This window comes from Halomonas mongoliensis (assembly GCF_052496345.1).
On sequence record NZ_CP199288.1, the window covers coordinates 3,373,729 to 3,386,957 of the forward strand.

The 13,229-nt window shown below is 70.2% G+C and carries 12 protein-coding genes; 8 read left to right on the top strand and 4 right to left on the bottom strand.

Annotation, left to right across the window (positions count from 1 at the left end):
* The first annotated feature begins 56 nt into the window (after nucleotides 1-56).
* The 3 genes from ACRYRV_RS15780 to ACRYRV_RS15790 all read left to right on the top strand — a co-directional run bounded on the left by ACRYRV_RS15780 (nucleotide 57) and on the right by ACRYRV_RS15790 (nucleotide 2,359).
* Nucleotides 57-515: a YchJ family protein gene (locus ACRYRV_RS15780; RefSeq protein ID WP_309636415.1), complete on the top strand. Its 459-nt coding sequence runs from the start codon at nucleotides 57-59 to the stop codon at nucleotides 513-515.
* 101 nt (nucleotides 516-616) lie between these two features.
* Nucleotides 617-1,744 carry a 23S rRNA pseudouridine(2604) synthase RluF gene (gene rluF / locus ACRYRV_RS15785; RefSeq protein ID WP_444984502.1) on the top strand — a complete coding sequence of 376 codons (1,128 nt, stop codon included), beginning with the start codon at nucleotides 617-619 and terminating at the stop codon, nucleotides 1,742-1,744.
* A 9-nt stretch (nucleotides 1,745-1,753) separates the two neighbouring features.
* Nucleotides 1,754-2,359, top strand: coding sequence for a DUF938 domain-containing protein (locus ACRYRV_RS15790; protein ID WP_444984501.1), 606 nt, complete (start codon nucleotides 1,754-1,756; stop codon nucleotides 2,357-2,359).
* 1 nt (nucleotide 2,360) lies between these two features.
* Here the strand turns inward: ACRYRV_RS15790 and ACRYRV_RS15795 are convergent, their stop codons facing one another.
* Nucleotides 2,361-2,579, bottom strand: a complete 219-nt coding sequence (locus ACRYRV_RS15795) for a hypothetical protein (RefSeq protein WP_253442974.1) — start codon at nucleotides 2,577-2,579, stop codon at nucleotides 2,361-2,363.
* Between the two features lie 138 nt (nucleotides 2,580-2,717).
* On the opposite strand from ACRYRV_RS15795, the gene ACRYRV_RS15800 reads away from it, so the two are divergent.
* Nucleotides 2,718-4,097 carry an FAD-binding oxidoreductase gene (locus tag ACRYRV_RS15800; protein ID WP_444984500.1) on the top strand — a complete coding sequence of 460 codons (1,380 nt, stop codon included), beginning with the start codon at nucleotides 2,718-2,720 and terminating at the stop codon, nucleotides 4,095-4,097.
* A gap of 6 nt (nucleotides 4,098-4,103) precedes the next feature.
* On the opposite strand, the gene ACRYRV_RS15805 is transcribed toward ACRYRV_RS15800, so the two are convergent.
* Both ACRYRV_RS15805 and nfo read right to left on the bottom strand, forming a co-directional pair.
* Nucleotides 4,104-4,607: a GNAT family N-acetyltransferase gene (locus ACRYRV_RS15805; RefSeq protein WP_444984499.1), complete on the bottom strand. Its 504-nt coding sequence runs from the start codon at nucleotides 4,605-4,607 to the stop codon at nucleotides 4,104-4,106.
* Complete coding sequence (nfo, locus tag ACRYRV_RS15810) at nucleotides 4,604-5,452, bottom strand: deoxyribonuclease IV (RefSeq protein ID WP_444984498.1); 849 nt, start codon at nucleotides 5,450-5,452, stop codon at nucleotides 4,604-4,606. Before nfo ends, ACRYRV_RS15805 begins: the two co-directional genes overlap by 4 nt.
* A gap of 135 nt (nucleotides 5,453-5,587) precedes the next feature.
* On the opposite strand from nfo, the gene ACRYRV_RS15815 reads away from it, so the two are divergent.
* Entirely contained in the window at nucleotides 5,588-6,061 is a 474-nt protein-coding gene (locus ACRYRV_RS15815) for a hypothetical protein (protein WP_253442961.1), read from the top strand.
* 85 nt (nucleotides 6,062-6,146) lie between these two features.
* Here the strand turns inward: ACRYRV_RS15815 and ACRYRV_RS15820 are convergent, their stop codons facing one another.
* Nucleotides 6,147-7,106, bottom strand: coding sequence for a zinc metalloprotease HtpX (locus ACRYRV_RS15820; protein ID WP_253442959.1), 960 nt, complete (start codon nucleotides 7,104-7,106; stop codon nucleotides 6,147-6,149).
* A 544-nt stretch (nucleotides 7,107-7,650) separates the two neighbouring features.
* On the opposite strand from ACRYRV_RS15820, the gene ACRYRV_RS15825 reads away from it, so the two are divergent.
* From ACRYRV_RS15825 to ACRYRV_RS15835, 3 genes are read left to right on the top strand one after another with little or no spacing between them, the layout of a single operon-like run.
* Nucleotides 7,651-11,325, top strand: coding sequence for an ATP-binding protein (locus ACRYRV_RS15825; RefSeq protein ID WP_444988885.1), 3,675 nt, complete (start codon nucleotides 7,651-7,653; stop codon nucleotides 11,323-11,325).
* A gap of 38 nt (nucleotides 11,326-11,363) precedes the next feature.
* Nucleotides 11,364-11,990, top strand: a complete 627-nt coding sequence (locus tag ACRYRV_RS15830; RefSeq protein WP_444989538.1) for a condensin complex protein MksE — start codon at nucleotides 11,364-11,366, stop codon at nucleotides 11,988-11,990.
* A complete protein-coding gene (locus ACRYRV_RS15835; protein ID WP_253442938.1) occupies nucleotides 11,987-13,222 on the top strand; it encodes a hypothetical protein in 1,236 nt (411 codons plus the stop codon). Before ACRYRV_RS15830 ends, ACRYRV_RS15835 begins: the two co-directional genes overlap by 4 nt.
* The last annotated feature ends 7 nt before the right edge of the window (nucleotides 13,223-13,229 follow it).

Consider the following 13,229-nt stretch of genomic DNA (forward strand, 5'->3'; position numbering starts at 1 on the left):
CTCTCCAATAGTTGGACATGAGCGTTCATCTTAGCGCGACCTGTACAGGAGTTGTCATGCCCCACCGCGCCGATCGCTGCCCCTGCGGCAGCGGCATCCCGCTGGCCCAGTGCTGTGCCCGCTACCACGCCGGCGAGCCTGCCCCCAGCCCGGAGGCCCTGATGCGTTCACGCTACAGCGCCTTCGCCCTCAACCTGACCGACTACCTGCTGGCCAGCTGGCACTCCGCGACCCGCCCCGCCGAGCTGGCGCCTGACGATGCCACCCGCTGGCTGCGCCTGGAAGTGCTGGAGAGCGGCGAGCAGGGTGACGAGGGGCGGGTGCACTTCCGGGCCATCTTCCGGGAGGGGCGCCGCTTCGGCGTGCTGGAGGAGGCGTCGCGCTTTCGACGCGAGGCGGGCCGCTGGGCCTACCTGGACGGTACGCCGTCGGTGTCGCGGCTCAAGCCGGGCCGCAACGACCCCTGCCCCTGCGGCAGCGGGCGCAAGCTCAAGCAGTGCTGCGGCGCGGGTTGAGACCCCGGGCCGGCTGGCCGTCGGGCGGACCAGCCCTTACACTGCCCGCCAGCACGCCGTATCCCCTCGGCACCACCCATTTCACGTTCCGGACGCGTCCCATGGCCCAGACCCTCTCCAAGCGCATCAACAAGTACATCAGCGAGAGCGGTATCTGCTCCCGGCGCGAGGCGGACCGCTATATCGAGCAGGGCAATGTCCGGATCGACGGCCGCCGCGCCACCCCCGGCGATCAGGTCTATCCGGGCAGCGTGGTCAAGGTCAACGGCCAGGTCATCGAGCCCCTGGCCCTGGAGGACGAGGACCTGGTGTTCATCGCCCTCAACAAGCCGGTGGGCATCGTCAGCACCACCGAGCCGAGCGAGAAGGCCAATATCGTCGATTTCGTCGGCCACGGTACGCGGATCTTCCCCATCGGGCGGCTGGACAAGGACTCCCAGGGGCTGATCTTCCTGACCAACAACGGCGACCTGGTCAACCGCATCCTGCGGGCGAGCAACCAGCACGAGAAGGAGTACCGGGTCACCGTCAACAAGCCGATCACCGACGACTTCATCCAGGGCATGGGGGGCGGCGTGCCGATCCTGGGCGAAGTGACGAAGAAGTGCCCGGTGGTCAAGGAGTCCCGCTTCGTCTTCAATATCACCCTGGTCCAGGGGCTGAATCGCCAGATTCGCCGCATGTGCGAGGTGTTCGGCTACGAGGTGGTCAAGCTGGAGCGGCTGCGGATCATGAACGTCACCCTCAAGGGGCTCGCCGAGGGCGACTGGCGGGACCTGACGCCCGCCGAGGTGTCGACCATCCTCGCCATGACCGAGGGCTCCTCCTCCGAGGCGGGAGGCGACGGTCGACGCAAGGCGCGGCGCCAGGGGAGCAGAGCGGGGCCTGGCAAGGCGGCCGCAAAGCCCCGCGGTGGCTCACGCCAGGGGGCCGGGGGCAAGCCTGCCGCCGGCAGAAGTGCGGGTGGCAAGACGGCCGGCGGCAAGGCCCAGGCGCGCAAGGGTGGCGCCGAGAAGGCCCGCGGCGGCAAGAGTGCCGCGGCGGGTAAAGGGGGGGCGGCGGGAAAAGGGGCCGCGGCGGGAAAAGGGGCCGCGGCGGGCAAAGGGGCCTCTGCCGGCAAGGCGAGCCGTTCGGGCAAGCCGGGGACTCGCCAGGCCAGGTCCGGCGCACCGGGAGCCCGGGGCAAGCCGACGCCCGGCAAGCCCGGCGGGCGCAAGAATCGGAAATAGGGAGAGCCCATGCACGATCTTCGTCGACAGAGCCCCGCCGCGGCCCGCAACTGCCGGCCGATTCTCGAGGTGCTGAAGCAGCGGCTGCCCGAGCGGGCCCGGGTGTTGGAACTTGCCAGCGGCAGCGGGGAGCACGCCCTGGCCTTCGCCACCGCCATGCCCGGCTGGCAGTGGCAGCCCAGCGACCCTGCCGAGCCGGCCCTGGCCTCCATCGCCGCCTGGCGGGAAGCGGCGGCGCTGCCCAACCTGGCCGCGCCGATACGCCTCGATGTCACCGCTCCCGGCGACTGGCCGCAGGGCCCCTTCGATGCCGTCGTCGCCATCAACCTGATCCATATCTCGCCCTGGGCGGTGGCCGAGGCGCTGATGGCCCGCGCCGGGGAGCGCCTGGTGCCGGGAGGCGTCCTCTACCTCTACGGCCCCTATCGACGGGGCGGCGCGCATACCTCTGCGAGCAACGCCGCCTTCGACGCCGACCTGAGGCGACGCGATCCGCGCTGGGGCGTGCGCGACCTGGAGGCGGTCGCCGCCGAGGCCGAGCGCCACGGCCTGGCCCTCCAGCGCGTCGCCGAGATGCCCGCCAACAACCTCAGCGTGCTCTTCGTTCGGCCGTGACTCACTCCGCCGGCGCCGCTTCGCGCTCCGGTATCTCCCCGGGCACCCGATAGCGGGGCGCCTGCTGCTGGCGCTCCTCCCGGGTCAGGGTCTCGTCCTCGGCGGGGACGCCCCACAGGGTCTCCTGGCTACCGTCGGGAAAGGTGTAGGTGGTGCAGCCGGTGAGCAGCAGAGGGCCGAACAGCAGGGTGGTCAGCAGGGTCGAGCGCTTGGCGAGCATGCGGCATCCTTGGTGGCATCTTGTGGTGGAGTCGGGTGCCCGTGGGCCCGGGCCTGTCGACCTTACCCAGACGCTATCGCCCTGGGAAGGGGGAATGGGAGAGAATGGTGCCTTTACCTTCTCCCCGGGAGCCCGACCATGCAGCAGCTGCTTGACCACATCGCCGAGATCGTCGGCCGCGACCACCTCCTGACCGGTGAAGCCGTGCGCCAGCGCAACGCCGACTGGTTCACTCACTCTCCCTGCGAGGCCGCGGCGATCGTGCGTCCCGCCAATACCGAGCAGCTCAGTCGCGTCATGGCGCTCTGCCACGCGGCCGGTCAGCCGGTGGTGACCCATGGCGGGCTCACCGGCGTGGTCCACGGGGCCGTGGCGGCGCCCAACGAGCTGGCCGTCTCCCTGGAGCGCATGACGGCGATCGAGGCGGTCGACCCGGTGGGCGGCACCCTCACCGCTCAGGCCGGGGTCCCGCTGCAGCGGGTCCAAGAGGCCGCCGTCGAGATCGGCATGCAGTTCCCCGTCGACCTGGGCGCCCGGGGCTCCTGCACCATTGGCGGCAATATCGCCACCAATGCCGGCGGCATCCGGGTGATCCGCTACGGCATGATGCGCCAGCAGGTGCTGGGGCTCGAGGCGGTGCTGGCCGACGGTCGCGTCATCAGCTCCATGAATACCATGCTCAAGAACAACGCCGGCTACGACCTCAAGCAGCTCTTCATCGGCAGCGAGGGGACGCTCGGCATCGTCACCCGCGCCGTGCTGCGCCTGCAGCCGGCCCTGCCCAGCGAGCAGTGCGCCCTGGTGTCGGTTCCCTCCTTCGAGGCCTTGACCAGGCTGCTCAACCTGGCGCCCCGGCGCATCGGGCTGAGCGCCTTCGAGGCGCTCTGGAACAGCCACTACCGGCTGATGACCGAGGAGAGCGGCGCCCACACCCCGCCGCTGGCCACCGATTCGCCCTTCTACGCCATCCTCGAGAGCCAGGGCATGGATACCGAGCGCGACGCCGAGCAGTTCCAGGCGCTGCTGGAGGAGGCCTTCGAGGCGGAGCTGATCACCGACGCGGTGCTGGCAAGCTCCGAGGCCCAGCGCCAGGCGATCTGGGCGATCCGCGAGGACATCGAGGCGCTGGTGCGCACCCTGAAGCCGATGTTCTCCTTCGATATCAGTCTGCCGATTCCCGCCATGGAGACTTATGTGGAGGGGCTCGAGCAGCGCCTGGCCGAGGCCTTTCCCGGGGTCGCGCGGCTGGTCGCCTTCGGCCACCTGGGGGACGGCAACCTGCATATCATGGTGACTGTGCGCGACGCCGCCGCCGAGTGCCGGCGGGCGGTGGAGCAGCTGGTCTATGCGCCCCTGGCCGAGATCGGCGGCTCCGTCTCCGCCGAGCACGGCATCGGCCTGGAGAAGCGTGACTACCTGCACTTCAGTCGCAGCGAGGAGGAGGTCGCTACCATGCGCCTGCTCAAGCAGGCCCTCGATCCCAAGGGGCTGCTCAATCCCGGCAAGGTGCTGGGGTAGATAGACCTATAGCCGCCGATACATCACGTGGGCGTCCACCGGGCCCTGCTCGGGGTGGCGAAAGGCCCGGGGCAGGGTGCCGGCGATGGCGAAGCCGTGCTTCTGCCACAGCCTCACCGCCACCTCGTTGGTGGCTACCACCAGGTTGTACTGCATGGCGCTGAAGCCGAGCTCCCGGGCGAGCGCCAGGGAGTGCTCGCACATCTCTCCCGCCACCCCCAGGCCGCGGGCCTGTGCGGCGACGATATAGCCGCAGTTGGCCACGTGGTCGCCGGGGCCGGCCTGGTTGGCCTTGAGGTAGTAGGTGCCGAGCAGGGTGCCCTGTGCGTCCACCGCCACCCGCACCGCCCTGGGCAGCTCGACCCACATCCTGTGGGCCTCCTGTTCGGTGATGTCGCGGGAGATGGCGTAGGTCTCGCCGGCCCGGAACACCGGCTCGAGCATCGCCCAGACCGCGGGCCAGTCGGCGGGGTCATAGGCGCGCACGCCGATCTGGGGTGAGCCGCTCATGGGGCCTCCTGCTGGGTGCGCAGCCAGGCGATCTCCTCGGCCCAGATGGCGGGCTCGATGGTCTCCAGCACCAGGGGGATGCCGTCGGTGCGCGCATCGCGCATCAGGGTGGTAAAGCACGCCAGGCCGATATTGCCCTGGCCGAGGCTATGGTGGCGGTCGACTCGGCTGCCCAGCTCGCTCTTGGCGTCGTTGAGGTGCATCCCCTTGAGATACTCGATGCCCACCACGGCGTCGAATTCGTCGAGCATGGCGGTGGTGGCCTCGGCGGTGCGCAGATCGTAGCCGGCGGCGAAGGCGTGGCAGGTGTCGAGGCAGACGCCGACGCGGCTCTTGTCCTCCACCCGCTCGATCACCTCGGCCAGGTGCTCGAAGCGCCAGCCCAGGTTGCTGCCCTGGCCGGCGGTGTTCTCGAGCACGGCGATCACGCCCCGGGTGCGACTCAGGGTCTCGTTGAGGGACTCGGCGATGCGGGCCAGGCAGTCGCTTTCGCTGATCTTCCTGAGGTGGCTGCCTGGGTGGAAGTTGAGCCGGTCGATGCCGAGCTGCTCGCAGCGCTGCACCTCGTCGAGGAAGGCGGCCCGGGACTTGGCCAGCCCCTCCGCTTCGGGATGGCCGAGATTGATCAGGTAGCTGTCGTGGGGAAGGATCTGCCCCGGACCGAAGCCGTGGCGCCGGCAGGCCGAGCGGAAGGCCTCGATGGTGGCGTCATCCAGCGGCTTGGCTTTCCACTGGCGCTGATTCTTGGTGAAGAGGGCGAAGGCGTTGGCGCCGATCGCAACGGCACGCTGCACCGCCTGATCGACGCCGCCCGCGGCGCTGACGTGGGCTCCGAGATACTTCATGGTGAACGGCCTGGCTCCTGTGGTGTCACGCTAGAGGCTCGAGATTCTAGCGCAAGTCGCCGCTCGGCGCGGGGTGTCATCCCCGACGGCGGCGTGCTAGGGTCCTTGGATACCCATGATTTTCCAGGAGATTGCATGACATTTGCCAAGCCCCTCGCCGTGATCGGCAGCAGCGCCCTCGCCCTGACCTTCGCCCTGGCCGCCCCGGCCATTGCCCAGCAGATGCCCCAGGGTGCGCCCAGCGCCGAACAGCAGGTGGCCCAGCTCGACCAGCTGGTTGACCTGGACGCCGGACAGGAGCAGGAGCTGGTCGCGCTGCTGACCGATGGCCAGGAGCGGCTGCAGTCGCTGCAGGCCGAGGCCCAGACCGTGCAGATGCAGATCCACGAGCAGATCGGCCCGGGCTATGACGAGTCCGCTATCCGCCGCGACGCCGAGCGTCTCGGCCAGCTCACCGGCGACATGACCGCCGAGAGCGCCCTGATGCAGGCGCGGATCCAGGACACCCTGAGCCAGGAGCAGCGCGACGAGCTCGAGCGCCTGGCCCAGGAGCAGGAGCAGCAGATGCGCCAGATGCAGGAGCAGATGCAGCAGCAACAGCCGCAGTAATATCGCCGGGGGGAGACTCCCAGCTCAGCTTCGGGGCCCGGCCCCGGAGCCAGTCGAGAGGCGGCCCTTGGGGCCGCCTCTTGCGTCAGCGCCTGGGGCGTCGCCAGAGCCAGTCGCGGTGGCTCAGGGGCTCCGGGGGCTGGAGCCTCAGCGGGTCGTCCGGCACATAGGGGCGAGGCGAGGGGCGCCTTGGCGGCTGACGCTCGGCCAGGGCCAGCAGGCGGCGGATGCGCTCCTCGGTGGGCGGGTGGGTCTGCAGCAGTCGGAACCAGCTCGGTGGCCTCTGGCCGAGCAGCAGGGAGGTGAGCCACAGCCCCTGATGGTGCTCGAGCACCTGCAGGGCCGACGCCAGGCTGGCCGGGTCCCGGGTCAGGGCGGCGGCCTCCAGGTCGGCGGTAAACTCCCGGTTTCGCGACAGCGCCAGCTGCAGCAGGGTGCTGGTGGAGGGAGCGAAGGCGACCAGCAGCAGCTCCAGCCAAGGCATGCGCAGCTCCCCGGCCAGCACCATCGGCAGCATCAGCAGAAGCCCCAGCTGCACCAGGAAGGCCCCCCAGATGGTCAGCCGCGTCATGGTGGCCGCCATGGACATCACCCGGGTATCGCCGTGGCGCAGATGGCTGACCTCGTGAGCCAGCACCCCGGCCAGCTGGCGCAGGTCCAGGGTGCGGGTCAGCCCGGCGGTGATGGCGATGCCGCCCTCACGGGCGTCACCGACCGCGAAGGCGTTGAGATCAGCGGTGGGCACCAGGAAGAGCTGGGGTTCGCCCTTGAGGCCGGCCCGGTAGTAGAGGATATCCAGCACCCGATAGAGCTCCGGCGCCTGATAGCGCTGCAGAAGTCCCGCCCGGGTGCGGGCCAGGGCCAGGCGCGGTGGCAGGCGTCCGCCCAGGTAGAGCGTCAGCGCTACCAGCCCGAAGGCCCAGATCACCCCGAAGCTCCCCGCCAGCAGGTAGCCGGGTACCGCCAGCAGCAGCGCCAGCCCCGCCAGGATCAGCAGGTGCTGCAAGGCATTTTTTAGCCGCTGGGCGGCGAATCGGTGCGACATTTTGACTCCGGAGCAGTGTCAATATAAGCAAGATAACTTGTTGTCATGCCGAAGAATTTAGCGTAAATGGCTGAACGCAAAGGCGAACCGGCACGCTGGAAGCTATGATGGAAATTGATCCCATGTATTGAAATTTCGTTTTGGCTGGGGTTTAGTAGTACTTCCACTACTAAGGAGACACGCCATGTCCACTGCCCTCCATACCCTCAACCTGGACAGCGAAGTACTCGAGCACTGGGCAAGCCATGCCCTGGCCCAGCAGGCCGCCAGCGAGGCGCTGCGTCGCTATATCGCCTGATCGGCGTGACAGCCAGCCGCGCGGTTCCATCCGCCGCCGACCGCCACGCGGATCGCCCAGGCGATCATCATTGCTCCTGAGGCCAGGGAAGGCCCGCTCCCCGCTCGTTTCGTCTCTCCCCGCCCCTTTTGTGTCCCTCCCTGCTTTGCAGCATACTCTGCCATCTACCGACAGGCACGGCAGCGCCCGGCGCCCAACGGCGGCCCGGTGAGCGCAACGGCAAGGATCAAGGACCAAGGACGCGACATGGCTCACCTGCTACGCATCGTGATGATCCACGGCCACCTCGAAGGCGTGGTGGAACTCAGCGTGGATGGCCACACCAATATCTGCGGCACCAACGCCTCGGGCAAGACCACCCTGCAGCGACTGGTGCCGGTCTTCTACGGTGAGCTGCCCAACCGGGTGGTACCGAAGACCCGCCTCAAGTTCGATGCCTTCTACCTCCCGCACCGCAACAGCTACCTGGTCTACGAGTACCGCCGGGAGGAGGGCGACATCTGCCAGGCGGTGCTGACCCGCAAGAGCGAAGGGGGCGTGGAGTACCGCTTCGTCGCCGCCCCCTACCGGCCGGAAGACTATCTGGTACAGAGCGAGGGCGGCGTCGCCGCCCTCGACTATGCCCAGTGGTTCAGCGGCCTGCGCCGCCAGGGCATCGCCACCTCCCACAAGCTCGGCGCCACCTCCGAGTATCGCGCGGTGATCCAGAACGACTTCACCCAGCAGGGCAGCGGCCCCGGCGGTCGTCGCGACGGCCTGCGCCTGCGTCAGGTCGCCGCCCGCTTCAGCCTGGTGCGCCCTGGACAGCGCATTCGCCACATGGAGAAGCTGGTCTCGGCGGTGCACGCCAAGGAGGGCAAGATGGACACCCTCAAGACCATGCTGGCGGCGATCTTCGAGGAGGATGGGGTCGAGCTGCCGGTGACCCGCATCCGCAACACCAAGGCCCGGGAGTGGATCGCCCGCATGCGCCAGTCCATGCGCCTGGAGCCCCTGCAGCACGCCGTCGAGGCCCTACAGCGCCTCGACGGCGAGATCGCCGACCTGGAGGCCAGGCTCTGGCAGCTCAGGCCCCAGCTCGAGGCCGACCGCCACCGTGCCGAGCGGGAGTCGGCCGACCTCGAGGCGCGGCTGGGCGAGCGCCAGCGCGACTTCCAGGCCCGGGAGCAGGCCCACGAGGAGGCCCGGGGCGAGCTCAACGCCCGGATCAGCGAGCTCGACAGCGAGCTCGACCAGGCTCGCCGGGTGCTCGATGACCTGCAGCGCCAGTTCGAGGCCTTCGAGGAGGCCGACATGCCGGGGCTCGAGCGCGACCTCAAGGCGCTGCCCCAGTGGCGCGAGCAGCAGCAGCAGATGCGCGAGCACCTAGAGCAGCTGCAGCAGGTGGCCCAGGCGAGCAAGGCCCGCCTGGATGCCCGGCTAGTGGAGCTTGGCGACCTGCTGGAGCGCCAGGGCGAGGAGACCCAGGCGCTGATCGACGCCCTCGGCGAGGAGAAGGAGGCCTGCCGCGAGGCCAGAAGCGAGGAGGAGCGCCGCCTGGAGGCCGACTACCAGGCCCGCCGCCAGGCCCTGGATGACGGCTACCGCAGCCGCCTGGAGGAGGGCACCGCCCGGCTCTCCGAGCTGAAGGCCCGGCTCGCCCACTCGGGGCCGACCCCGGAGGAGGCCCGGGAGGCCGAGCAGGCCCAGGCCCGGGTCGACCAGGCCCAGAGCGAGCAGAGCGCGGCCGCCGGCACGCTGGAGACCCTGCGCGGTGAGCTCGACGAGTGCCGCAAGTCCCGTGAGCTCGCCGAGCGCGACCTGGAACTGGCCCGCACCCAGCTCTCCCGGGTCCGCGGGCGCCTGGAGGAGCTGCGGGTCCAGCGCGACCCCGCCCAGGGCAGCCTGCGCCACTTCCTGCGCCACCACCGTCCCGGCTGGGAGCAGGGGCTCGGCAAGGTGCTCGCCCCGGAGCTCCTGGAGCGCCGCGACCTCGCCCCCCAGTTCAACGACGACGCCAGCGAGGACCTCTTCGGCCTGGCGCTGGACCTTTCCGCCATCGCGCTGCCCGATCACGCCCAGGACGAGGCGAGCCTGCTGGCCGAGATCGAGGCCGCCGACCAGGCGCTGGCCCAGGCGGAGGAGGGCGAGAGGGCCGCCGAGAAGGCCCTCAAGGCGCGCCACGACAGGGTGCAGGAGGCCGATGCCCGGCTCGAGCGGGCCCGGGCGGCGCGGCGCCGCGCCGCCGAGGAGGTGGACTACGCCCTCCAGGCCCGCAGCCAGTGTCAGCAGCGCCACGACGCCGCCCGCCAGGCTCGCCAGGCCACCGCCCGGGAGGCCCTGGAGGAGCAGGAGGCGCTGCAGCAGGCGCTGCGCGACGAGCAGCAGCAGGCCCTGGAGGCCCTGGCCGATACCCATCGCGCCCAGCGCCTGGAGCTCGCCGCCGACTTCCAGGGCCGTATCGACGGCTTCGATCAGCAGATCGCCCGGCACCGCGGCCAGCTGGCCGAGCTCAAGGAGGAGCACCGCCGCCAGCGGGAGGAGCTGGAAGCCGCCTACGACCGCGAGCTGGCCGAGCAGGGGGTGGATACCGTCAGCCTGGGCGAGACCCGGCGTCGCCTCAAGGCGCTGGAGCAGCGCATTCGCCAGACGGCCGATCGCCAGGATCAGCTGGATGAGTATCGCCGCTTTATGCGGGTGGAGTGGGGCGAGCGCAAGCCCCGCCTGGTGGCCCGGGAGGCCGAGCTCTCCCGGGAGCTCCAGGCCGCGGAGCGCCAGCGCGAGACCCTCAAGCAGCAGTTCCAGGCCGCTCGTCGTGAGCATCAGGCGGCGGTGGGCGAGCTCAAGGCGAAGCGCGGCGTCGAGCAGCAGCGCCTGGAGACCCTGGCCCCACTGCTCGCCAAGCTGGAGGCGTTGCCCCTCGACGACGCCCCGGCGCCTCTGGCCGAGGCGCCGGGAGACGCCGAGGAGCGCATCGAGCGGGTGCGCCAGGCCCTGAGCGACCACGCCAGGCGCCTCGATGAGCTGCGTCGCGGCTGCGAGAAGGTGGAGTCCGACCTCATCAAGGGCGCCAGCGCCGACTTCCAGGCTACCCTGGAGACGGAGCGCGGCCGGCTCGAGGACCCGAGCCCCCGACGGCTGCTCGGCGTGCTGGCCGGCATGCTGACGCTCCTCGAGGGCCAGCAGCAGCAGCTCCTCCAGGAGGGGCGCAACCTCTCCGACGACCTCGACAAGTTCTTCACCGTCTTCCGTGACCTCAACCGGCGCATCAACGCCCAGAGCCGGCGCCTCTCCGACGAGGTGGCCGACGACCTGAGGCTCGAGGGGATCGGCCGCGCCGAGGTGAGGATCCAGTCCACCATCGACGAGCTGGGCTTCTGGGAACCGCTCAAGCGCTTCGCCCAGCGCTACCGGGAGTGGCGCGACTCCGGCCGGCCGCTGCCCGGCGACGACTACCTCGACGCCCTGGCCGACGTGGTGGAGCTCCTGCGCAGCGACCAGCAGTACAGCTTCGAGAGCCTGCTGCGCCTGGAGCTGCACCTCAACGAAGGGGGCACGGACCTGGTGATCAAGAACGACCGCCAGCTGCTGGAGTCCTCCAGCCACGGCATGGCCTACCTGATCCTCTGCAAGTTCCTGCTCGCCTTCACCCGGCTGCTGCGCGGCCAGGCGGAGGTGGCGATCCATTGGCCCATCGACGAGATCGGCACCCTGGCCTACCACAACGTCGAGAAGCTCTTCGACGCCTGCGACAACAACCGCATCCATATCGTCGGCGCCTTCCCCAACCCGGAGTCGGACGTGCTGCTGCTGTTCCACAACCGCTACCTGATCGACCGCGACGAGCAACATCCTGAGAAGCGACGTCTCAAGCGCATCGAGCCGCGGCTGAGCCGCCTGGCCCAGCGCCTCCAGGCCCGCGCCGAGGAGGTGGCCTCATGAGCGAAGCATCGATGAGTGAGATCCAGGCCGAGCGCTCCCTGGTGGAGCTGGGGCCTCTGCTGGAGAAGCTGCTGGCCGGCGGCTTCATCTGCGCGGTGAGCGACGAGGCGGCCTTCCGCCACCTCCAGGAGGAGGCGACCCGGGAGCGGATCGACGCCTACCTGAGGCCCCTCAACCGGCGGCTCGCCAGCAACGCCGACGGCAGCGTCCACTTCCTGGCCTGGCGCGCCCTGGACGAGGGCGCTCGGGAGCAGCTCTCTCGCCAGCTGGCCGAGACGGTGGGCAGCCTGCTGCCGCTGCTGGAGTGGCTGCAGCTGGTGCAGGAGGCCCTGGGCCGCGACGGCCTGGCCGCCCCGGGGGACGTGCTCAAGCCCGCCGACTTCAGCTCCCGCTGCGAGGACAACCAGGGCCTGCGCGAGCGCCTCGAGCGGCTGGCCACCGACCCCTTCTTCGGCTCCCAGAGCGACCAGCTCGATGCCCAGCTCAAGCAGGTCTTCAAGCGCCTGCGCGAGCACGGCTACCTGATCCAGCCCCACGCCGACCGCCAGTACTACGTGGTGACCGGCAAGATCGACTATCTGATCGACCTGGTGCGTTTCATCCGCGACGAGGAGAACCTGCCCGTGGACGACCAGGCGCCGGCCGCCCAGGAGAGCCTGCTGTGAGCGCCGACCCCCACGCCCTGGAGAGTCGCCTGGTGAGCACCGGGGTCGAGCGCCTGGCGCTGCTCGGCAAGCACGCCGAGGCGCTGATGGCGGGCTATGCCCGGGAGGAGGTGCCCCTGGAAGGGCTCAGCACCACGGCCCTCAACCGCCTGCTGGCGGCGCGGATCCTGTGGCGCCCCGACGAGCAGGGCGGGGTGAAGCTCGCCCCCAAGGTGCGCGAGCTGATCGCCGAGATGCTCGCCGACGAGACCCGTCGCCACGTCAACGCCGACGTGGCCGAGACCCTGGAGCTCCTGCGCAGCCTGGTGCAGAGCTATCGGGAGGCGCGAGACGCCGGGGAGTACTGGCGCCAGGAGCAGCAGCTCTTGCGCCTGCGCCAGGAGGTCGACGACCTCAACGGGCGCTTCGCCGACGCCATCGACAGCCTGTGGCGGCGGCTGAACAGCGACTTCGGCTTCGTCAGCCGCCTAGGCGACAAGATCCGCGAGAACGAGCGCGCCCAGAAGCAGATCGAGCGCCTCCTCGACGGCCTCTCACTGATCGACTTCGATGAGCTGATCGACCTGGTGGGCAGCGACGGCGCCCTGCGCAAGCTGCTGGTCAGCGGCCTGCAGCAGCAGCTCACCCAGCACTTCACCAGCCTGCGCGAGGTGCAGCGGCGCCTGGTCGAGCTGATGGCGCGCTTTCGCCAACAGCAGGCGCGCAGCCGTCTGGTGGCCGGCATGGCCGGCTTCCTGCGCGAGCATCCGGGCTTCGTGCCGGGCAACTACGCCATGCGCGGCGAGGTGCCGGGGCTGGTCAACCGCGCCGCTCCTCTGCACGCCGCAGGGGCCCTGGCGCTCGACCGCGACGCCGACGCCCGGACGCTCACCGAGCTGCTCCACCGCCTGCCGAGGCCCGCCCATCGCCCGGAGCCCGTTACCGCCGCCGGGGCCGCCGCGCTCCAGGACGATACCCTGGTGGCCGCCCGCCAGCAGGCCCTCAAGGAGGACGTGGAGCGCTTCTACCTCGGCGTGGTGGATCTCGGCGGCGAGCCCCGAAGCGCCCTCGAGTACCTGGAGGCGGCCGGCCACGACTGGAGCCCGGAGATCTGGCTCTTCCAGGTCATCGCCGAGTACCAGGGCCTGCCCAGGAGCGAGCAGCGCGCCTTCCGCCTGCGCCAGCAGGAGAGCCAGGCCGGCCCCTACAACCAGCTCTACCTGATCCACGATGTGGTGCTGCAGCTGGCCTGACGGACGG